This is a genomic window from Desulfothermus sp. (assembly GCF_053993635.1).
In genome coordinates, this window is the sequence record NZ_JBMYBT010000136.1 from 1 (window position 1) to 20560 (window position 20560).

At 37.6% G+C, this 20560-nt stretch carries 19 protein-coding genes and 1 pseudogene; 10 read left to right on the top strand and 10 right to left on the bottom strand.

Annotation, left to right across the window (positions count from 1 at the left end; genetic code table 11):
- Nucleotides 1–239, bottom strand: a pseudogene (locus ACY2V1_RS10175) (hypothetical protein); the annotation flags it as partial.
- Nucleotides 240–425: 186 nt separating this feature from the next.
- Here ACY2V1_RS10175 and ACY2V1_RS10180 point away from each other — a divergent pair.
- Nucleotides 426–1751 carry a M23 family metallopeptidase gene (locus tag ACY2V1_RS10180; RefSeq protein ID WP_461834687.1) on the top strand — a complete coding sequence of 442 codons (1326 nt, stop codon included), beginning with the start codon at nt 426–428 and terminating at the stop codon, nt 1749–1751.
- On the opposite strand, the gene ACY2V1_RS10185 is transcribed toward ACY2V1_RS10180, so the two are convergent.
- On the bottom strand, nt 1726–2208 hold the full coding sequence (locus ACY2V1_RS10185; RefSeq protein ID WP_461834688.1) for a hypothetical protein: 483 nt from the start codon (nt 2206–2208) through the stop codon (nt 1726–1728). The genes ACY2V1_RS10180 and ACY2V1_RS10185 overlap by 26 nt on opposite strands.
- A gap of 121 nt (nt 2209–2329) precedes the next feature.
- Here ACY2V1_RS10185 and ACY2V1_RS10190 point away from each other — a divergent pair, with 121 nt between their 5' ends.
- Genes ACY2V1_RS10190 through ahbA form a run of 7 tightly spaced genes read left to right on the top strand, consistent with a single transcriptional unit; the run spans nt 2330 to nt 7910 of the window.
- A complete protein-coding gene (locus ACY2V1_RS10190; protein WP_461834689.1) occupies nt 2330–3211 on the top strand; it encodes a YIP1 family protein in 882 nt (293 codons plus the stop codon).
- A 1-nt stretch (nt 3212) separates the two neighbouring features.
- Nucleotides 3213–3542: a hypothetical protein gene (locus ACY2V1_RS10195; RefSeq protein ID WP_461834690.1), complete on the top strand. Its 330-nt coding sequence runs from the start codon at nt 3213–3215 to the stop codon at nt 3540–3542.
- Nucleotide 3543: 1 nt separating this feature from the next.
- Complete coding sequence (locus tag ACY2V1_RS10200) at nt 3544–4242, top strand: hypothetical protein (protein ID WP_461834691.1); 699 nt, start codon at nt 3544–3546, stop codon at nt 4240–4242.
- The gene (gene ahbC, locus ACY2V1_RS10205; RefSeq protein WP_461834692.1) at nt 4226–5407 is read left to right on the top strand and encodes a 12,18-didecarboxysiroheme deacetylase; all 1182 of its coding nucleotides are present in this window, start codon (nt 4226–4228) and stop codon (nt 5405–5407) included. Before ACY2V1_RS10200 ends, ahbC begins: the two co-directional genes overlap by 17 nt.
- A gap of 6 nt (nt 5408–5413) precedes the next feature.
- Nucleotides 5414–6394: a porphobilinogen synthase gene (gene hemB, locus ACY2V1_RS10210; protein ID WP_461834693.1), complete on the top strand. Its 981-nt coding sequence runs from the start codon at nt 5414–5416 to the stop codon at nt 6392–6394.
- A complete protein-coding gene (gene ahbD, locus ACY2V1_RS10215; protein WP_461834694.1) occupies nt 6391–7452 on the top strand; it encodes a heme b synthase in 1062 nt (353 codons plus the stop codon). The genes hemB and ahbD overlap by 4 nt, the downstream gene beginning before the upstream one ends.
- A 2-nt stretch (nt 7453–7454) precedes the next feature.
- The gene (gene ahbA / locus ACY2V1_RS10220; protein ID WP_461834695.1) at nt 7455–7910 is read left to right on the top strand and encodes a siroheme decarboxylase subunit alpha; all 456 of its coding nucleotides are present in this window, start codon (nt 7455–7457) and stop codon (nt 7908–7910) included.
- 59 nt (nt 7911–7969) lie between these two features.
- On the opposite strand, the gene ACY2V1_RS10225 is transcribed toward ahbA, so the two are convergent.
- The 8 genes from ACY2V1_RS10225 to sat all read right to left on the bottom strand — a co-directional run bounded on the left by ACY2V1_RS10225 (nt 7970) and on the right by sat (nt 18224).
- Complete coding sequence (locus ACY2V1_RS10225; protein WP_461834696.1) at nt 7970–8638, bottom strand: hypothetical protein; 669 nt, start codon at nt 8636–8638, stop codon at nt 7970–7972.
- Nucleotides 8639–8652: 14 nt separating this feature from the next.
- Nucleotides 8653–9864 carry a quinone-interacting membrane-bound oxidoreductase complex subunit QmoC gene (qmoC, locus tag ACY2V1_RS10230; RefSeq protein WP_461834697.1) on the bottom strand — a complete coding sequence of 404 codons (1212 nt, stop codon included), beginning with the start codon at nt 9862–9864 and terminating at the stop codon, nt 8653–8655.
- A gap of 12 nt (nt 9865–9876) precedes the next feature.
- Nucleotides 9877–12186 carry a hydrogenase iron-sulfur subunit gene (locus ACY2V1_RS10235; protein WP_461834698.1) on the bottom strand — a complete coding sequence of 770 codons (2310 nt, stop codon included), beginning with the start codon at nt 12184–12186 and terminating at the stop codon, nt 9877–9879.
- Nucleotides 12187–12188: 2 nt separating this feature from the next.
- On the bottom strand, nt 12189–13427 hold the full coding sequence (locus ACY2V1_RS10240; RefSeq protein WP_461834699.1) for a CoB--CoM heterodisulfide reductase iron-sulfur subunit A family protein: 1239 nt from the start codon (nt 13425–13427) through the stop codon (nt 12189–12191).
- A gap of 269 nt (nt 13428–13696) precedes the next feature.
- A complete protein-coding gene (gene aprA / locus ACY2V1_RS10245) occupies nt 13697–15694 on the bottom strand; it encodes an adenylyl-sulfate reductase subunit alpha (protein ID WP_461834700.1) in 1998 nt (665 codons plus the stop codon).
- A 69-nt stretch (nt 15695–15763) separates the two neighbouring features.
- Nucleotides 15764–16249 carry an adenylyl-sulfate reductase subunit beta gene (aprB, locus tag ACY2V1_RS10250; RefSeq protein WP_461834701.1) on the bottom strand — a complete coding sequence of 162 codons (486 nt, stop codon included), beginning with the start codon at nt 16247–16249 and terminating at the stop codon, nt 15764–15766.
- 235 nt (nt 16250–16484) lie between these two features.
- Nucleotides 16485–16841, bottom strand: a complete 357-nt coding sequence (locus tag ACY2V1_RS10255) for a DUF6955 family protein (RefSeq protein ID WP_461834702.1) — start codon at nt 16839–16841, stop codon at nt 16485–16487.
- A gap of 24 nt (nt 16842–16865) precedes the next feature.
- Complete coding sequence (gene sat, locus ACY2V1_RS10260; protein WP_461834703.1) at nt 16866–18224, bottom strand: sulfate adenylyltransferase; 1359 nt, start codon at nt 18222–18224, stop codon at nt 16866–16868.
- 390 nt (nt 18225–18614) lie between these two features.
- On the opposite strand from sat, the gene ACY2V1_RS10265 reads away from it, so the two are divergent.
- Complete coding sequence (locus ACY2V1_RS10265; RefSeq protein ID WP_461834704.1) at nt 18615–18956, top strand: hypothetical protein; 342 nt, start codon at nt 18615–18617, stop codon at nt 18954–18956.
- Between the two features lie 135 nt (nt 18957–19091).
- A partial coding sequence (locus ACY2V1_RS10270) for a hypothetical protein (RefSeq protein ID WP_461834705.1) occupies nt 19092–20560 on the top strand: 1469 nt, incomplete at its 3' end.

A 20560-nucleotide genomic window follows, 5' to 3' on the forward strand; every position in this document is an offset into this window, starting at 1 on the left:
GAGAAGTACAGTTTGTGCTCTTTTGGTTCTGTGATATATTTTTTCTCCCAATATACTTGATAAACCAATGCAAATGCCTGCTCTAATTCCTCCTTTGTTTCAGCAAATTTTATTGCAGGTTTTTCCAGATCTTCTAAATCAAACCTTTTAAGACCTGAATATTTAATCCTTAAAGTCCTACGTCTCTCTATACCCTTATCATAGAAGTCAGATACATTAAAATCTTCTTCTCTAAACATATTGTTTTCCCCTATTTTTTTCATTACCTACCTTTTCTACTATTAAAGAAATATATTATTCATATAGCAAACAGTATGTCAACTGCTATTACAGAACAATTGAATAAATTTTTTACCTAAAAAATTGACTTTTTCTTTGAAATTAACTAGTTTTTACAAACTAATACATTTTTACAGGCAAAATTTATGAATAAATACATCTACTATACCAATTATTCAAACAACAAAAAAGCGAAGAAAACTGTTTTAATAGCCATTGGATTTGTGATTGTACTAATAGGATGTTTTTTTATCTTCCAAAGAAATAAACACATCCTTAAACATCATCAAAAGAAAAATACCACTCCCCCCCAAGCCACATTAGCATCCAATAACCCTAAGACAGAAAAAATAATATCCATAAAAAAAAGAATAAAAAAAGGTGAAAATTTAGTTTCAATTTTACAAAATTACCTTAATGTCTCATATATAATATATTTAACAAAAAAAGCAAAGGAAATTTATCCATTAAATAGACTGGTAGTAGGGCAGCCGTATACACTCTATTTAAGAGACAGCAAGTTAATATCCTTTGAATATGAAATAAACGATTTGGAAAAAATTAAAATCAATTTTGACAAAGAAGATTTTCATATAGAGAAATTACCTATTAAATATGATGTTAAGACAACTATTGTTAAAAGTATAATTGAGTCGAGTCTATTTGAGGCTGTTGAAAAAGCCAATGAAGGTGACTTGCTCGCATTAAAATTATCAGAAATTTTTGCATGGGATATAGACTTTATCAGGGATATAAGAAAGGGCGACTCATTCAAATTAATAGTAGAAAAAAAATACAGAAATGGAAAATTTAAAGGATATGGAAGGATATTGGCTGCTGAATTTATAAATCAGGGAAGAGTGTACAATGCATTTTTATATACAACCACTTCAGGAAGGACTGACTATTTTGATGAAAATGGAGTACCCTTAAGAAAATCTTTTCTCAAGGCTCCCCTTAAATTTACGAGAATATCATCTAGGTTCACATACCACAGATTTCATCCTATCTTAAAAGTAGTAAGACCTCATTTAGGAATAGACTATGCAGCACCAAAAGGCACTCCAATAAAAACCGTTGCTGATGGCATTGTTATAAAAAAGGCATATGACAGAGCAGCTGGAAAATATGTAAAGATTAGGCATCCCAATGGATATGTAACTATATACAACCACATGTGTAGATTTGCTAAAGGGCTTAGGGTTGGAAAAAGGGTTTTTCAGGGAGAGGTAATTGGCTATGTTGGATCCACAGGATATGCAACAGGCCCCCATCTGGACTTTAGGGTTAAACACTATGGAAAATACATAAATCCTTTAAAAATTAAATCCACTCCCTTAAAACCCCTTCCAAAACGAGAATTGGCCTTATTTAAAGAAAAAATATCTCCCCTCCTTCTAGCGCTAAAAAGAGATAACATTAAACTACTAGTCTATAACAAAGACCCTAATCAAAAAATACGCGGGAATTAAGGGGTGTTTTGTTTACAAACAAAGATTCAATATTTGATTTAGATCTAACAGATATCTTGAGATCAGAGACTCCTAAACCCCTTTTTCTAGTCTTACCATAAAACCTGATACTGTTATCAATCAAACTATTTACCACAAAACCTGCCCTCACCCTAATTGGAACCATATCCTGGGTCCATCTCACCTCTACTAATCGACAAAAATCTTTTGTTACTGGATCTACAATCAAATTTCCTGTTTTTATCAATGTCTCTGTGAGAGAATTTGGCAGGATGCCACAAATTTTACAGAGATATTCTATATACGATGGATATAAAATCAAATAGTAATTCTCATCTACTTTGCAAGCAATGGACTTCCCAGGTACATTTAATATGTTGTTGTTTAAGTCATACCTTTTGGCCAATTCTTTTTGCACTAAATTAATTATACTTGAGTAGTCGATAAGTGGCGACATGTCTGTATTCCCATTATGTTAGTTAAACTATCGTCTAGATATTCAAAACTTGACCCCATTGATTTTATTTTTTATCTTCATAAAAAATTTGTCAATTACAAAAATAAAAAGGGATCCCAAAATGGAAATTACATGCCCACAATGTGGATTTTCCAAGGACATTCCTGAAGATAAAATTCCAGCTAATGCCCAAATTGCCACCTGCCCTAAGTGTAAACACAAATTTAAATTCAGGGACATTGAACAAAGCACAAAAGAAGAAACAAGAGAGGATATAGGTGCGGAAAATACCGAATCTGAGGACATCTGGGCAAGTCTTGAAAAACTTAACTCAGAAAATGAAAAATATTTCCTCTCTGAGTCTAGCGATGATGATCAACAGGATCAATCTACAAGGGCAACTCATTCAATTCCCTGGGAAGAACTGGAACAAAAGGGCTTTTTTGCTGGTTTTTTTGATACAATAAAAATGGTGTGTCTTAGTCCAAAAGAATTTTTTAAATCAATGACAACACGAGGGGGATATACAAGACCCCTTATCTTTTACTTATTGATCTCTGAATTTTATACAGCTTTTAGGATGATATGGTCATTAGCTGGCGTAGGAGTTATGGAGCATGGCCAACAAATGGATATTTTAAATCTTGGCCTTCATGGTATGGCTTCTTTGCTCTGGCTTTTATTCTATCCCATATTACTAACAATTTTATTATTTATAGCAACTGGAATCAATCATTTATGTCTTATGTTAGTAAAAGATGGATCAAGGGGATTTAAAGGCACCTTTAAAGTACTATGTTACTCTTCCGCCCCAATGATTATGAGCTTGTTCCCAATCCTTGGCCCAATAATAGGTATATTATGGTCCAGTGTATGCAATTTTTTAGGCTACAAATATGTCCACAAAACATCAGGGATTAAGGTAGCAATAGCCATGTTAATCCCTGTTTTAATAATTTTTCTTCTGTCTATGCCAATGGCCTTGCGAATGAAAGGTATGTAGTATGCACACCATAAAAAAACTATTTAATCTTTTTAAAAAAAATAATATAGATACAGAACTTACCCGTGAACAATTTAAAAAATTGGCCAATGAGATTAGAAGCTTAACAGAGCTCATTGGTAAAATATGGATCGCCAATAACGAGTTTCAAACAAAATTAAAAAGAATACAAGAAGAGATGGACCATTTAGATAAAATTTTAGAAAAGAGATATTTTTCATACTTACCAGAGAAAAAGAAAAAAGAATTAAAAAGAAGTTTAATAATTTCCAAACAAGAGCTCATTAAATGTATTCAAGAAGCGCCCTGCCCCACAGAGAGGAAGCAATAAAGTGAAAAAAGGAGTCCTAATATTTTTGTCCCTTTTGTCCCTATTCATGATCTCATGTGCAACCAAAGATGTGGAAATAGATTACACATCAGTTACTGTAAACTTGCCCTCACAAATAATAAAAGGCAAACCTAATTTCTTAATATACCCATTAAATTATCCCAAACACTCTCCCTCTGCCTTTTTAGTGCCTTTTAATGTAATGGTTAAAATAAAAAAAAACAGGATATTTTTACAAAGGGAATTTACAAAAATATTTTATAATAATTTCTTAAAAAATCAGGTATTCAAAAGGCTTTTAATGTCCAAAGACAATATCAACAATATAAACGAAGCAATAAAGAGATCTAGAGAAAAAAAATGCAACCTTGTTATAATCCCCACTATAACTTACTGTTTTTTTGGGGGTAGGTCAGCACCTACCAGCATGGCAATAAAGATTGACATCTATGACACTAATTCCAAAAATTTAATCTGGTCAATAACCCATATGGGAGAAATTAAAGCACCTGAGGACAAAGATTATGTGTTCTGGAAGACAAGATACAATTATCCTCCATTTCCAGAAGCAGCTTTACTGAGTATTCTGTTAGATGACATTAGTGAACCAATAAAGAGATGGACTAATAAGAAGGTACCAATTTTCCCCAAAAAAGAGAAAAAACAATTAAGGAGAAATAAAAGTGATTGGAATTTCTAAATTGTATTGTTCCAATGTGGAACCATCAGATGCCCTGAGATATGGGAGGGACTCAAAAAGTCTACCATCACATCTTTTGCAATTTTCCAAGGACAAAAAACCAGTAATAGTATGGAATATAACCAAAAGATGTAATCTTAAGTGTGTTCACTGCTATGCCCAGGCAAAACTAAATGCTACTGACCAGATATCTACTGAACAGGCAAAAGAAATATTAAAAGATTTGGCAGGATTTGGAGTTCCTGTTGTCCTGTTTTCAGGAGGCGAACCTTTAATGAGAGAAGATCTTGTTGAACTAGCAAAATATGCAGTTGAGTTAGGAATGAGGGCTGTAATATCTACCAATGGGACATTAATCACTAGACAAAAGGCAAGAGAATTAAAGCAGGTTGGATTGTCTTATGTTGGCATCTCCATAGATGGAATGGAAGAAGTGCACGATAATTTTAGGGGAGTTAAAGGCGCATTTAAAAAGGCAATGGAAGGGGTTTACAATTGCCAACAAGAAGGGCTTAAAGTTGGACTTAGATTTACCATCAATAAAAGGAATTACACAGAGATCCCTAAAATTTTTGATTTGATTAAGGAGAGATCTATTCCAAGAATATGTTTTTACCACCTGGTCTATAGTGGTAGGGGCTCAAAACTCATAAATGAAGACCTAACCCACCAACAGACCAGAAAACTCATGGACTTAATACTTGAAAAGACAAAAGAATTATTTGATATGGGTCATAAAATAGAGGTGCTTACTGTTGATAACCATGCTGACGGTCCATATATCTACTTAAAACTTCTAAAACAAGATCCCAAAAGGGCAAAAGAAGTCATGGAACTTTTAAAGTTCAACGAGGGAAACAATTCAGGACGCGGTATTGGCTGTATTTCATGGGATGGAGAAGTGTATGCAGACCAATTCTGGAGAAATCACTCCTTTGGGAATGTCCTCAAAAGACCTTTTTCTGAAATCTGGGACGATCCAAACATCGAACTATTAAAAAAGCTAAAGGACAAAAAAAGATATGTAAAGGGAAGATGTGCAAAATGCAGATTTTTAGACATTTGTGGAGGAAACTTCAGGGCTAGGGCCGAGGCAGTATATGGAGATATTTGGGCTGAAGACCCTGCATGTTATTTAACAGACGAAGAAATAGGCATAAAATAGGGAGGAATGCATATGTTTTTCAGGGGAAGAAGGCTTAGAAGCAAAACATATCTAAGAGACATGGTAAGAGAAACCCATCTTAGAGCTGAAGATCTAATCCAGCCCTATTTTGTGGTGGAAACAGATAATAAAAATTTCTGCAAAGAAATTTCTTCAATGCCTGGCCAGTACCAGCTAGGCATTGATGCCTTATTAAAAAAAATAGACGAAATTTATCCATTGGGACTAAAGGCTATTATCCTCTTTGGCATTCCAGAAAAAAAAGATGAAGTAGGTTCCTCTGCATATAATCCAGATGGTGTTGTACAGGTTGCTGTAAAAGAAGTAAAAAATAAATTTCCAGAACTAATCGTTGTAACAGATGTGTGTCTTTGTGAATACACATCCCACGGTCACTGTGGAGTGGTTAGAGAGGGGAAAGTATTAAATGACCAAACCTTAAATCTCCTATCTAGGACTGCGCTTTCTCATGTAAGGGCGGGAGCAGATATAGTAGCTCCTTCTGACATGATGGATGGAAGGATAAAAATGATAAGGGAGAACTTAGACCAATACGGATTTTATAATATTCCTATTATGTCATACGCAGTAAAATATGCATCAAGCTTCTATGGCCCCTTTAGGGAAGCTGCAGAAAGCGCCCCTCAATTTGGGGATAGAAAAACATATCAGATGGATCCTCCAAATAAAAGGGAAGCAATCAGAGAGGCCAAGGCCGATATAGAAGAAGGTGCAGATATTATTATGGTCAAACCAGCACTTCCCTATCTAGATATCATAACAACTCTTAGGCAAAAATTTGATCATCCACTTGCTGCATATCAGGTCTCAGGGGAATTTGCCCAAATTAAGGCTGCTGCAAAAATGGGATGGCTTGATGGAAAAATGGTGGCATTAGAGAGCTTGATTAGCATAAAAAGGGCTGGAGCAGATATTATTTTGTCCTATTTTACTGAAGAATTTTTAAAAAATTGGCAAGAGATATGAAAAAATTAGAACCCAATTTAAGGCTTGTTGCATGGGAAGTAACATCAGCATGTAATCTCGCATGTAAACATTGCAGAGCAGAGGCAAAACTCACACCAAATAAAGATGAGCTAACCAACCTGGAAGGGAAAAAACTCCTTGAATCTATAGCGGAAGTGGGAAAACCAATAGTTATTTTTACAGGTGGCGAACCACTTATGAGGGAAGATATCTTTGATCTAATCTCATATGCCAAATCTTTAGGACTAAAGCCTGTGCTCTCACCCAATGGTACTCTTATCACAAGGGATATTGCAAAAAAAATTAAAGACTGCGGTATCACAAGAATCTCTATCTCAATTGATGGACCAGACGCAAAATCCCACAATGAATTTCGGGGGGTTGACGGTGCATTTGAAAAAATTATTGAAGCAATTTCATATGTTAAAGAAAATAATATAGAATTCCAGATCAACACCACTGTAACAAAATCAAATTTGAATAGTTTCAAAGAGATATTTAATCTTGTAAAAGAACTGGGCGCTGTTGCCTGGCATATATTTTTGCTTGTTCCCACAGGAAGGGCTACTGAGATCCAGGATCAAATAATTACTGCAGAAGAATATGAAAAGGTCTTAAACTGGTTTTATGATTTTAGGAAAATAGCAAAAAATATACATCTAAAGGCAACCTGTGCCCCTCACTATTATAGAATACTCAGGCAAAGGGCAAAGGAAGAAGGAATAAAGGTAAATTTTGAAAATTTTGGCCTCGATGCAGTATCAAGGGGCTGCCTTGGTGGAATAGGATTTTGTTTTGTCTCCAATAATGGGATAGTACAACCATGTGGCTACCTCAAGCTAACGTGTGGAAATATCAGAAAACAAAATTTTAAAACCATCTGGGAAGAGTCACCTATTTTTGAAAAACTTAGAAATCCCGATTGTTATAAGGGAAAATGTTCTATTTGTGAATATTTCAATGTGTGTGGAGGTTGTAGGGCCAGGGCATATACAATGCTAGGAGATTACCTTGATGAAGAACCATTGTGCAGTTATAAGCCTAAGAGGATGAAATAGTTATGGACCAATATGATAAAAATATTTTAGACATTATCCAATCAGAATTTCCAATATGCTCAAGGCCATATGCGAAAATTGGAAAACTTGTTGGCCTTACAGAAGCTGAGGTATTAGCAAGGGTCAGGAAATTAAGGCAAAAAGGTATCATTAGACGAATTGGAGCAAATTTCCAATCCAGAAAATTGGGATGGAAATCTACTCTTTGCTGCGCAAAGGTTCCAGAGGACAAATTGGATTTGTTCGTTAAAACTGTCAATAAATATCCTGGTGTTACCCACAATTACTTGAGGAAACATGAATTTAATGTGTGGTTCACATATATTGCCCCCTCATGGGATGACATAGAAAAAGATTTAAAAGAAATGGAGGCACAAACAGGAATTGAAATTTTAAGCCTTCCAGCAACAAAAATGCTTAAAGTAAAAGTAGATTTTAAAATGAATCCTGAAAAATAAAAAAGCCTATCCTCGTTTTTAGGATAGGCTTTTTTATTTCAACTGTTGTTCTGCTCTACTTAGAATCCAAATTCTCCATCGGAAATATCACCACCAAATCCAAATTCTGGTTTGGCTTCAGAGGATTTTGTTTCACCAGTTTCAGCAGCACCTGCTTCAGCCTCAGCAGCGGGAGCACCTTCACCAGATACTGTCACTACTCCATGTTTTTTCACTTCTTCAATTTTTGCAAGAAGGTCATCTACCTTCTTAATGTACTCGTCCACCTTAGCAGCAGAAGCGATTATCTTTTTCTCTCCCTCTTCCTTCATCTGTGCTTCATAATCAGCCACTTTGGCTTCCAACGCTGCAATTTTCTTTTTGTTTTCTTCAATAATACCCTCATACTCAGCCAATTTTGCCTTTTGCTCTTCAATAGTCTTTTTGTATTCAGCTATCTTGTCAAAGAGTGCATCTACTTCTTCTTTAACATCAGCTGGAAGTGACAAAATGGATACATTTTCGCCCAGTTCCCTGACTTCTTCCTTTCCAAGTCTTGCAAGCTCTGGATGTTGTTCATAGATCCAGGCCTTAGACATTGCCGATGCAAAGGGAGCTAATTCCTTATCAACCTGTTTCTGTGTTACAAAACTTAGCAACTCAAGAACATCCTGGTTATAGTTGCCTGCCTTGCCCCTAAGATAAGACACAAATGTCTGCATGGGGAAAACTTTCCGAGCTTCTGCCATGACAGCCTCCTTATTTATATAACAAAAAGTTTATTTTTCTGCTCATCCACCTCAGTGGATACCCTTCCTATCATCCTTGCATATGCAAGGGCAAAAACCCTATATACTAAATGCCCTAACTTGGACCATGGCATATATGCTATTAACATAAACACTGAAATAAGGTGAATAAAATATACTGGATATGCGAGTCCTGCAATATTAGCCCACCTTAATACTTCACTTAATATTCCGCTTAAAGCAACTACCCATATAAGACCTAACAAATACCAGTCATAATAGGTTGAAGCATCCTTCTTGGACTCATTTAACCTTCTCTTTGTTAGATTTATCAGTCCAATAATAAGTAAAATAGCTCCTACATTGGCTAGAAGTTTTACTGGATTATATAAAGGCATTGGATATTTCATATGAAGAAAAGGTAGAATCTTTGCTCCCCAGTGGGTAAATGCTACAACACCAGTTACAATAAATAAAGCCACAAAACCATAAAACAGCATCAAATGTCCTTTAAATTTTACTTCATCAGTCTCCTCTTCTCCACAGTCTTTAAATTTCTTGTGTGTCAACACTTCATCCTTTATAACATCATAGATAGCATGCCAGATTGTCTTTGGCCTTGTGTATCCAACCACAAAGGTCTTTGGCTGGGTATCAAACACCTCTTTTAGTCTCATTATCCCTTTATAAAAGCTCCAAATCACAAAAATTGCAGCAAGGCCAAATATTGGGTCTATTGTGTAATCCCCAGGAAAGATTAGGGAATATTCCACATGGCCATCTTTTAGAGGAAATGCTGAACCACATATGCTCCCTGTAATGAACCAGATTATTAGGTAAATAATTGCTGGAATCGCAATTAATTTTGGTAGGTGTTTTATTGAACTCATCCATTTGCCCAAGAAAGATGGGCCAGTCAAGTTCCTATAGGCCATGTTTCTTAGAGCAGCCATAAGTTCACCAGGCTTGGCACCCCTTGGACACATCTCACTACACTGACCACACTTATGGCACAGCCACATATCAATATCATTTACCAATTTGTCTTTTAGTCCCCATTGAGCCCAGATCATTTCCTTGCGAGGAAACGACTTGTCCATTGGGGATAGAGGACAAACAACACTACAGGTGGCGCACTGAAAACACTTCTTCACATTTTCCCCACCAACCTGCTGTAGCTCTTTTATAAACTCAAGATCAGGTTTTACTCGACTTACCATTGTCATATTTCCCTCCTACTAATATCCCTTAAAAGGATTGGGACCTAGTTTAATAATGTCCTCAACAAAACTATCAATAATCTCAGGAATCCTATCATAATCATCTATGGCAACCTGTTCCTGTCTAACCCTTTCTAACTCCACACCCAATCTATCCAATGTCTCACCAATATTTTGCATTCTTCTATTGCACAATTCAGACCCCTTCATAAAGTGACACTGATAGTCTTCCCCATATTTACAACCTAAAAGTAGACATCCATCATTTCCTTTACTCATGGCATCAGCGATCCAGATGGTATTAACAGATCCAAGACAGCGCACTGGAATAATCCTCACATATGGACTCCACCTGCGTCCCCTTTTAGCAGCCATATCCAAAGCAGGATACGCATCATTTTCACATGCTAGAACAACAATCCTTGGACCTTCTTTTTCCATATTATCAGGAACTTTAATGGATGTGATCATTGATCCAATCTGACCAACACTATAATTGTCAAAGGAAATAACCCTTTCAGGACATGCACCCATACAGGTACCACACCTTCTACATCTTCCAATGTTTGGTTTTGGTGTTCCCTTTTCATCGTCATCTAATGCACCAAATGGACACTCTTCAGTACACCTTTTACACTGGGTACATCTTACAAAATTGAATTTTGGATAGGATAGATCACCAGAGCGTGGATGTACAGCAACACCCCTGTTTACAGATTCAATACACTGAATTGCTTTTAGTGCTGCACCATAAGCATCAGATGCAGACCTGGCAAGTGTCATAGGCTGTCTTACAGGTCCTGCTGCATAAATTCCTGTTCTTCTGGTTTCATAAGGAAAGCAAATATAATTTGAATCTGCATAACCATCAAAGAGATCTAAATCAGGAAATGCTGGTCCCTGCCTGTATTCAAGGTTTATGACAGGCTCAAGAGCAGTGGTTGGCACAAAGCCCGTGGGAACAACCACGAGATCAGCTTCAATTTCTATTGTCTCTCCTAAGAGGTTATCTTCAATTCTAACAACCACATTTTCATTGGTTCCAGCATAAAAAGAAGTCACTCTACCTTTAGTGAGCATTATACCTGGATCATCCTGGGCTGATTTATAGTAAAGTTCATACACACCAGGAGTCACCATATGTTCATAGATGATATAAGCAATTGAATCCTCAATCATTTCCCTTACATAACCTGCCTGTTTCAGAGCTGTAAGGGAAGTAACTTCTGATGTATAATCTAGATGTCTATATGTCTTGATTGGTTCAAACTTTACCTCGATTGTCTCTTCTTCTTCTGATGATTCTTCACCCTCTGCCTCTGTTTGTTCTAGTTTTTTCTTCCTTTCCTCTTCTTCTTGTTTAGCTATATCTTCATATAAGTCTGAGGCACCAAGTACAAAAAGCACATTCTTTGGAACGCCTCCATCACTGGGCCTTTTGATCTCGCCCTTTTTGGCCATTTCTTCGAATTCCACATTAGTAACTATATTCTTTAGAGAACCATAACCCAGGGGTTCTAAATATTTTGGCTCAATTGGCTTCCAACCAGTTGCCACAACAACAGATCCCACTTCAACCTCTTCTTCCCCTTTAGAAGTCTTCAAATACGCAGTATATTGACCTGGTTGCCCACTTAATTTTTCCAACTGAGTTCCAACATATACTTTTATCTTGCTGTTATTTTTAACAGCCTGGATCTTCTCTTCTATCTTTGTGTCTTCGGCCTGAGTATAAGGTGGATTTATTGGAAAACTCTTAAGCATCTTTGCAGCGTATCCACCAAGCTCTGACTCTTTTTCAACCAAGACTGCTTCATAGCCTGCCTCAGCCACTGCTAAAGCTGCATGAATACCTGTCCAACCTCCACCTAAAACAAGCACCCTTTTCACTCCCTCAATTACTTCCCCTTCTGGAGCAACACTTTTCTGCAACTTAATAACAGACATGTTGATGTAATCCATCACCATGTCCCATAGGAGCTGAGGGGTTTCATCTCCTGGCTTGAGTAAAGAGCCATCTGGATTTTTATATGCCATTATTCCCTGTTCTCTTAAATTTACTCTATCAACAACCACCTTTGGACCAAAATCAAAATATTCAGTATCTTCTCTGGGAGATGGTCCAACAATGCTCACGCCATCAATAGCACCAGAATCTAAATCCTTTTGAATCTCTTTACGAGCCTCATCACTGGCTACCAGGGGAAATACCTTAATAATTGGTGTTGTATCTCCCCATCTGTTCTTTATTTTTTCCACCAATTGATCCACATCTAAATAAGGATCAAAGGTTGCTTTGTCTATGTATATACCGATCTTCTCGGCCATATTTACCTCCCTCTTACCGTTTGTATGGCTTTCATAGCTGCAGCAGTACCTGATTGAGCTGATTTCATAACATCTAGAGGCTCGGCTGCACAACCTGCTACAAAAATACCTTTATCCTGAGAATCAAAAACAAAACCCTCTTCATCCATTTGAACATCAAAGGGAACACTCTCCCCTGAAAGTGATGGCTGCATACCTGTTGCCAGCACCACTAGATCATATTTTTCTGTGATCTTATTGCCAGATATAGCGTCTTCTGCTGTTACCCATACACCTGATGTAGCAATATCCTCTTCTACCTTTGCAACCTTGCCTTTAATAGTTTTTACCTTCTCATCCGCCAATACCTTATCAGCAAATTTTTTATATCTGCCAGGTGTCCTCAAATCAATGTAGAATATTGTAACTTCTGCATCAGGATATTGTTCACGCACATAGGTTGCCTGCTTTAATGAAGCCATGCAGCAGATATAAGAACAATAGGATAGATGATTTTCATCCCTTGATCCTGCACACTGAACAAAAGCCACTTTTTTTGGCGCAGTTCCATCAGAAGGTCTTACAATCTTCCCATTTGTAGGACCAAATGGAGAAGCAAGCCTTTCCATCTGCATATTAGATATACAGTTTGCAATCTGACCTGCTCCTAGATTTGTCAGATTAGTCACGTCATATGGTTTCCAACCAGTGGCAATAATAATGCTTCCAACGTTCAGAGTGATAGTCTTTTCTTCATCTTTTAAATTAATGAATGGGCTCTTTGACAAAAATTTCTTTTCCTCTTCAGATACATGATCTAACTCAAGAACATATCGTCCAGGATATGCAAAAGGGGCATCCATATAAAGGGGTTTTCTAGATGATAGACCAAATTCAAATTCATTCTTTACATTGGCAGAGAGCTTTGCAGCAAGTTCTGACAAATCACAACTACGAGGGGCAGTATATCTTGGCTTTATCCTAACTGCCACTTCATAATTACCTGCACTTCCACTAACTGATACCACTTCAGATAAAGTAAACACCTTTACATTTGGATTCTTCTTGATCCTTTGAAACTGGATCTCCAGACCACAGGATGGGGGACACAACTTAGGAAAATACTTATTAAGTTGCATCACCCGACCGCCTAAAAAAGGCCTCTTTTCTACGAGATAGACTTCATGGCCAACCTCGGCCGCTTCTAAGGCCGCAGTTATACCGCTGAAGCCACCCCCAATTACTAAAATACTTTTTGACATTTCATCCTCCCTATAACAGAGCTTATACCAATAATCGCCTTAAGACTCCCTAGATACACCAATCTTCATCACCTGCCTAGAAGTGTAAACATGACATGTCTTATCTCATAGTCATTATTTAGGCAACCCAAAAACTAAAAAATATTCTTTTAAATGTGCCCTTGAGGGAATCTTACTTCACGAGTAAAATTCCCTGAAGATCACTTAAAAAAGTATCAAAAAAAGGGCAGGATCTATTTAGATCCTGCCCTCTATTTTCATTACATCAACTATGGTGCGTATGGATCAGGAATGATCTGGATATAAGGTCTCTTGAACAGAGTAATCTCTTTCTTCTCAGGATCATACTTGGAGTTTACAAAACATCTCCATTTGGAATCATCAAGACCCATGTAATCAGCTCTGTAGTAGAAGCCAGGATAACGGGTCTCTTTCCTGAAGTCAATATGGAGCATATGAAGTCTTACAGTCCATAGTCTGTGATACTGCTCCCAACACCTCATAAGCTCGTGAAGGTCTCTGGCGGCCAACTTCTTGGAGTCTTCTTCAAGCATATCAAGTAGTTCAAATCCAACCTTAAGCATTGCCTCAGAGGTCATGTAGTAGGTTGCACATCCACCACCATATTCGTCTGTGTGCTTAATAAGTCTGAACATGAAGTTTCTTGGAGTAATGAAGTTTGGATTTACATTAGGATCAGTGGACTCATCCTTATGTTCCATGTAGGTGTACCATGGCTGATAAATCTCTTTCTTGAGCTCTTCTGCACTCTCTTTAATAGTTGGCTTGAAGTCTTTGTGGTCTACACACCACCTAACGAGCTGCTTACCAGCAATCCTACCCTCAGCATGGGAACCAGAGGAGAACTTATGTCCAGAAGCACCTACACCGTCTGCAGCGGTGAACAGACCGTTTACTGTGGTCATTCTATTATAAACCTTTCCATTATCAGCCTTGATCTTGTACTCTTCAGGTACCCAATCCTCGTCTGGTCCAGATACCCAGATACCACAGCAACCAGAGTGGGAACCTAAAAGATATGGCTCAGTTGGCATAATCTCAGAGCCCTTTTCCTCTGGCTTAATATTCATACATGCCCAGAGGTTTGCCTGACCAGGACACATGTCAAGGAAGTCTTCCCAAGCCTCAGCTTCTAAGTGCTTCTGCTCGGCCTTGGAGAGCTCTTTAAAAGTGGTTTGAAGGGCAGTTGCTGTATCCATGTAGATAGGACCACGGCCTTCCCTCATTTCCCTCATCATCATGTGGTTTCTGAGGCATGTGGGAATAACTGAACCAAGGGCGTAACCACGATCCTGATATGGTTTTAACATAGCTGCATTGGTCTGACAGTAATCTTCACCCTTAGAGTTGGTTGCCTTTGCCTTAAAGAGCAAGAACCATGCACCAACAGGACCATAACCATCCTTAAACCTTGCTGGTACGAACCTGTTTTCCATCATGGTCATCTCAGCACCAACCTGGGAGCAAAGTGCATATGTGGAACCAGCATTCCATACTGGATACCAGGCACGACCCATACCTTCTCCAGTGGACCTTGGTCTGTAAACATTTACAGCACCACCGCAGGCAACCAAAACAGCATTTGCTTTAATGATGTAAACCTTATTTTCCCTTGTGGAGAAACCAACAGCACCAGCAATCCTGTTTGGCTCTTTTGCATCAAGTAACAATTTAACAATAAAAAGCCTTTCAATGTACCTATCTTCACCAAGGGCATTCTTGGCTGCTTCAGCAACGATTACCTTATAGGACTCACCATTGATCATGATCTGCCAACGACCAGAACGTACAGGCTGAGCACCATTTCTAACAGCAAGACCTTCTGCCTTTGCCTTTGCACCGTCTAACCTCTTACCATCTTTGAGTACCCATAGAGGAAGACCCCATTCCTCAAATAGATGAACGGAATTATCAACGTGACGACCAAGATCAAAAATAAGGTCTTCACGAACAATTCCCATAAGGTCATTTCTTACCATTCTTACGTAATCATCGGGCTCATTTTCACCAAGATAGGTGTTAATAGCAGAAAGACCAGGAGCAACAGCACCAGACCTCTCCATGGCTGCTTTATCAACTAAAAGCACTTTTACTCCATACTTATCTGCCCAGCGTACAGCCTCATAAGCTGCACCACAAGCACCCATACCACCACCAACGATCAACGCGTCGGTCTCTAACTCTACTACCTCAGGTTCGGCTAGAGGGATACCTTTTGGCTCATCTTTAATTGGTAGTTGTGGCATATTTCTACTCCTTTTGTTTTATTCTGTTATTTTCTAAATCTAAAACTCACAACTCTAACTTAAATAAAACTAACCAGCAATCTTCCAAGTCTTGGTTAAATCAGCTTCTTGAATTTCCCACTTTTTATTGAGAACCTCTTTGGGTTTCTTCAACTCGGTCTCATTGAAATACAATTCTGTTTCTAAATCACCAGCCTCTGGTTTTCCTTCATAAGGCTTAATTGAACCTTCAGGAGTTGTCCTGATTGGGAATTTAAATCTCTTTACCTCTCCATTCCTGAATTGAATAGTCCACATAATATCCTCAGCACTCCTTAGAGGAATACTGGTACCACCCATAGGAGCAAAGTCAGCATATGGCCTTGCAGTAATTGCACCCTGTGGACAAATCTTGATACAGGAATAGCACTCCCAGCACTGATCTGGTTCCTGATTGTAAGCCTTCATTTCCTTTTCATCCAAGATCATTAAGTCATTTGGACAAATGTACATACATGCAGTCTTTTCTCCACCTTTGCAACCGTCGCATTTTTCTGGGTTAACGTAGGTTGGCATACTCATACCTCCTGTTTTTAATTTCTAAATTAGCTTGACCCATACTACCCTTAAATAAAGTTTGTGAAAAAAGTAGCAATGTCTATCATTGTTGTCAAGCATTAAATTTTTGCAAATCTAACATAAATTACAATATGTTATTCCTTTCTATTTATACAATCAATCGACCTTTACCAATAAAATTTCTTTTTAAAAATCGGGTCAGCCAATTTTAGCTGACCCTACTTTAACAAACTTACACGTCAATTTCTGGTGCAGGAAGGAATTCTGATTCCTTGGCAGCAAGTTCCTTTATCTCATCAACCTTGGCAAGAACTCCCTCAAGGGCAGCAGCTCCTAAATCCTTCTTTTCTACTACCTGATTGAAAAGCTCCCTTAAAAAGGCCACAGGTACATCTGTAATTGCACCGCGGGAATCAATACGAGCAGTATCGAACTCTTTTAGTATCCTATCTTTCATTTCTTCAGACACTTCAACATTTAAGCAACGAAGTTCACCGCCGAACATATATTGCACTTTATCTTCCAACTCGGTGCCCTTTATCTTGGCAAACCGATTATCGTCTAAAAGTACCACTATAAAATAGGCCATTTTTAACCTCCTAGTATATTTAGTTTAAAGATCTTCCAAATCCACTTCTAATTCTTTTTCTTTATTAATTACATATTTCTCATTGCAGAATGGATAATTGAAGTGCTTCCACCACTTTACAACCATCTTGTATACTTCTGGGCGCATGATAATTGCTGGTGGCTGTACACCCTCTGCAACCATTCCCCTTAGGAAACTTCCACTGAGTTTCTCACGTTTATGGCCGCAGCTTTCACTATATGCCATCTCTTTACATGTTGGGCAATAGGAGAATTCACGCATATTCTGTGGTCTGATCTGGAGTCCATAAGGTACATCTGTTGGTGGTTTTGGAAATCCAAAGCTTGGAATACCCTCTGTCCATAGGATCTGAGTTGACCACTTATCATAGTATTCACCAACTGCTGCGTGGTCACGACCAAACATGTGGTGTGTACATCCCATATTCTGACGAATTATACCATGCAACAAGGATTCAAGTGGGTTACCATAACGCATATCCCACAAACACATGGAAGTTAAACGCCTATCTTCCTTAATGTAACCAGCAGTTGTTACAGCTTCTTGACCTTCTAAAATTGCCTCATCAGGATAGTCACCACGACGTTTCACACCAATTATTGCATTTACCAAAATGCCATGACATGGTTCAACATCGCCAGTATACGCAGCATTCTTCATTAAGAATTCATGACCAACGTGAGGCACATTCCTTGTTTGATGACAAATTACTGTCCTCCAATTTCTCTTATCAAACTCTTCACGCGCCTTTCTTGGTGGAAACCAGAAACGATCAAAAGGTGGTTTAAATTTGGGTTCATTGATAATGGTGTATTTACCAGCAAGCACTATTGGTTGCAGACTGCGATAAATTACCCATCCAGGATGCTTTTTATTAAAAGGCTCTTTCACAACCTCTGGATTGTCCTCTGGGGTTCCAAATGTCTTGTGAGCCAACTGTTCTGGATCTTCAATTTCCCAAACTTCTTCTATATCTAGAATCGCAAAAGGTTTTCCCTTGAGATTTAAAACTAAACGATCACCAGCACCTACACCTAAGTCTTTGTATTCTTCTTTACTGATATCAAAGACCAATGGATATGGGAATATCCAATCATTGAGCAAACGACGCTCTTTTAAAATCCTTTCAACCTCGGCCTTTTTCATTGAACCCTCAACAGGACTAAAAAAACCGTAACAAATTGACATTATCTCACGATAGACATTGCGAACAGGTACACCGGTCTCATAGTGCAATGTGGGCTTTATTTCATATGTAGGGCAACCTTTGATCATCTTCTTTGCAGCTTCTTTATCTCTAATCACTCTTTCTACAAGCCTACCACCATGGGGCAGTGGCCTCTGAATAATTAAACTAGACATCCATACACCTCCTGTTTTTTTTGATATTATGTTCACATTTTTATAGTGCTTTTTTTGGGCAGCTTATATGAATTAATAAAATTGTCAAGAAAAGATTTGTGAAAAAATTCACGTTATGCAAAGAAAAGCTCCTGTTCTAAATCCTCAACCTAGATTAGAAGATTTGGAGTGGAAATCACATTTTCTCATCCACTTTAATTCACCCTTTTTTTTGTTTTCTTTACAAAACAAAACAGATAGACTAATAGTTGACGGAGAATATATCACTGATCATCTGTTTCGTAAAGTATCACAAATATTTCACCTAACTTTATTTTAGTGGCATTGCTTTATAAAAAAACAACTAACCTAATTGTCTAAAACCTTGACCAAATAAAAAAGGGGGAAAAAATGACTAAACAAAGGGCTCTAGTAATTTCAGACGACCCAGCAAGAAAAGAATATCTATTTTATGAACTAAAAAAAAGAGATTTTTATCCAGTGTCTTATCCCAATATATTTGCTTACAGAAAGGCAGTTGAAGGTGATGATTTTAAAATAATTGTTGCAGACCTATCAATACCCATTGAACCCAAATTAGATATTATTAATAGAGGGGCAAAAAAAGAGCCTCGTCCAAGACTAATTACAATTGGTAAGTATGAATATTTAAAGACTTCAAAAAATCTTGTTGACCCCAATGTGGAAACATTAAAGACCTTGAAAGAATTTTCTATGATAATTAATGATTAACCTATCCTCTCTAACTAACTTATTAAAATTCTTAATAAAATTAACTTTTCGTCAAATTTGAAGCAAGGTTTACATTTTGTTTATCTTATTTTAAACAAGGTCTTTTAGAAAATAAAATACAGGAGTCAATACCTTATGGAATCAAGAAAAAAAATTGGATTTGCAGGTACAGATGGAAGGACATATCTGTCTGCATATACTGTATCCACGGCTACGAGTGACTTATACAAAGGAACCTACACTGGGGTTGTAATAAGAGGCACCTCATCTATGCCTGAATTTGCAAAAATCCTAAACATACCCATTGAATTTATTGAAACTAAAGATAACAGTGTTGAAAGTTATTCCCAGGCCATAGAAAATGGGATAAAAAAGGGAAAATTGGACCTTGTAATTCCATTGCCAGAGGCCCTACTCTTTGAGGGTTTAGTAGACAAACTGGACAAAAAAGGATTTGGAGATAAAATAGCTGGATTGACCAAAGAATTCGCATTTCTAGAAGGGGATAAAGCAAAGTGCAAACAGGTGTGTAAAGATATGAATATTCCTGTGGCAGATAAGTGGTGTGTAGTAGATGCCAGATCCTATAAAGATGTTTTATCTACTTCTCTTGACTATATCCATGAATTTGGAGGAGCAGTACTTAAATATCCATTTAGCGCAGGGGGAAAAGGCGCAAGGGTAATCCTAAATACATGGGAGATAAATGAGGTCTATTCCACCTTGATAAAAGACTACAAAAAATCTTATAAAAAAATGTTTAAAAATTCCATGTGGCCCCTGTTAATTGAATCCCGCATGTCTGGTGTTGAAATCAGCTTTACTATATTTGTGGACAAAAATGGAAATTACCAGATACTTCCTACAGCAATGGACTATCCAGAGAGATTTGAAGGCACATCTGATAAAACCAACCCAATTACTGGAGGTATGGGAGCAATATCCCCGCATCCTTTTGAGTCAGAAGAATTAATAGACATGGCTAAGGAAACTATAGCAGCTCCATTAGTTAAGTATCTAAAGGAAAATGGTGGCCTTAGACCCTGCATCTTGTATCCTGGATGTTTTGTCTCCTTTAAACTCCATGGAGATGGTAAGCTTAAGCCTACAAAAATAAGGGTGTGTGAAATAAACATAAGAGCTGGAGAACCAGAATTTCAGGCAGTGGTAAAAAGGGTTAGGAATTTAGGGCAGTTAATTGAGGCAATGTTTAATGGCAATTTAAATGAAATAGAACCTGAGGTAAGAGATGATCAAATCTGTATTTGTATAGCCCTGGTCACAGGTCCTGGAGGACCAGATGGTCAAAAAGGGTATCCATGGAGCGTTACTAAATTTGAGCCCGTGGAAATTGACTTTGATTATTTTAAGAAAAAAGGCATACAACTAGTTCCATCTGGCATGGGATTTTCAAAAGAAAAGGGCTTTTTTTCTGATGGCACTAGAATAATCTACATGGTTGCAAATGGACAGGTAAAAAATGGTACATCAAAAAGTATTGTAGCAGAAAGGCTAAGGAGTAAATTGCTTAATGCCTTTGACCTTGGAAAAATTAGAGTAATCCCAAGGGAAAACCCAGAGGGAAATAGACTGGATCTTAGACG

Coding starts and splice junctions, on each gene's coding strand:
- ACY2V1_RS10180 (WP_461834687.1), top strand. CDS start 426: ATGAATAAATACATCTACTATACCAATTATTCAAACAACAAAAAAGCG.
- ACY2V1_RS10185 (WP_461834688.1), bottom strand. CDS start 2,208: ATGTCGCCACTTATCGACTACTCAAGTATAATTAATTTAGTGCAAAAA.
- ACY2V1_RS10190 (WP_461834689.1), top strand. CDS start 2,330: ATGGAAATTACATGCCCACAATGTGGATTTTCCAAGGACATTCCTGAA.
- ACY2V1_RS10195 (WP_461834690.1), top strand. CDS start 3,213: ATGCACACCATAAAAAAACTATTTAATCTTTTTAAAAAAAATAATATA.
- hemB (WP_461834693.1), top strand. CDS start 5,414: ATGCATATGTTTTTCAGGGGAAGAAGGCTTAGAAGCAAAACATATCTA.
- ahbD (WP_461834694.1), top strand. CDS start 6,391: ATGAAAAAATTAGAACCCAATTTAAGGCTTGTTGCATGGGAAGTAACA.
- ahbA (WP_461834695.1), top strand. CDS start 7,455: ATGGACCAATATGATAAAAATATTTTAGACATTATCCAATCAGAATTT.
- ACY2V1_RS10225 (WP_461834696.1), bottom strand. CDS start 8,638: ATGGCAGAAGCTCGGAAAGTTTTCCCCATGCAGACATTTGTGTCTTAT.
- qmoC (WP_461834697.1), bottom strand. CDS start 9,864: ATGACAATGGTAAGTCGAGTAAAACCTGATCTTGAGTTTATAAAAGAG.
- ACY2V1_RS10235 (WP_461834698.1), bottom strand. CDS start 12,186: ATGGCCGAGAAGATCGGTATATACATAGACAAAGCAACCTTTGATCCT.
- ACY2V1_RS10240 (WP_461834699.1), bottom strand. CDS start 13,427: ATGTCAAAAAGTATTTTAGTAATTGGGGGTGGCTTCAGCGGTATAACT.
- aprA (WP_461834700.1), bottom strand. CDS start 15,694: ATGCCACAACTACCAATTAAAGATGAGCCAAAAGGTATCCCTCTAGCC.
- aprB (WP_461834701.1), bottom strand. CDS start 16,249: ATGCCAACCTACGTTAACCCAGAAAAATGCGACGGTTGCAAAGGTGGA.
- ACY2V1_RS10255 (WP_461834702.1), bottom strand. CDS start 16,841: ATGGCCTATTTTATAGTGGTACTTTTAGACGATAATCGGTTTGCCAAG.
- sat (WP_461834703.1), bottom strand. CDS start 18,224: ATGTCTAGTTTAATTATTCAGAGGCCACTGCCCCATGGTGGTAGGCTT.
- ACY2V1_RS10265 (WP_461834704.1), top strand. CDS start 18,615: ATGACTAAACAAAGGGCTCTAGTAATTTCAGACGACCCAGCAAGAAAA.